The organism is Myroides sp. LoEW2-1, assembly GCF_009767705.1.
Lineage (GTDB): Bacteria > Bacteroidota > Bacteroidia > Flavobacteriales > Flavobacteriaceae > Flavobacterium > Flavobacterium album_A.
In genome coordinates this window covers 1-584 of the sequence record NZ_WSPP01000040.1, presented here as the reverse complement: position 1 = coordinate 584, position 584 = coordinate 1, and the positions used below count along the sequence as shown (strand labels likewise).

General features: G+C 34.1%; 1 protein-coding gene and 1 pseudogene. Both read left to right on the top strand.

What is annotated here, in order from left to right:
• Nucleotides 1–339: IS66 family insertion sequence element accessory protein TnpB (gene tnpB, locus GOQ24_RS03315; RefSeq protein WP_081048718.1), on the top strand; the 339-nt coding region annotated here is incomplete at its 5' end.
• A 49-nt stretch (nt 340–388) separates the two neighbouring features.
• Nucleotides 389–584: pseudogene (locus tag GOQ24_RS03310) on the top strand (IS66 family transposase); the annotation flags it as partial.

The following is a 584-nucleotide window of genomic DNA, read 5'->3' as shown; positions in this document are numbered from 1 at the left end:
ATGTTTAGTTTGAGTAGTTCTAATCAATTTCATTTGTATAGACAAGCTTGTGATATGCGCAAGAGTTTTGATAGCCTTTGTGGACTTGTCCAGAATGAACTTAATCAAGTAGCTCATAGTGGAAGTGTCTATATATTTATCAATAGACGCTGTAATCAAATGAAGCTCTTGCATTGGGAAGCAGGAGGCTTTGTACTATACCACAAGCGCTTAGAACAAGGAACTTTTGCTTTTCCCACGCATAGTAAAGCTCAAATAAGTTGGACTGATTTAGTACTGATGATAGAGGGAATCCAGGTTATCAAAAGTAACCAAAAAAGGCGTTTTTTATTGAAGTAAAACAGGTTAAAACCTTGTATATTCTGGGCTTTTGACGTATTTTTACTTCATGGAAATAGACTTAGAAAACTTATCGAAAGAACAACTTTTGGCGCTTATAAAAAAGCAGTCTAAGACTATTTCCAAACAAGACAAAATAAATACTAAGTTAGAGCAAAAGACATCTAAGTTAGAGCAAAAGACATCTAAGTTAGAGCAAAAGACATCTAAGTTAGAGCAAAAGACATCTAAGTTAGAGCAAAAGA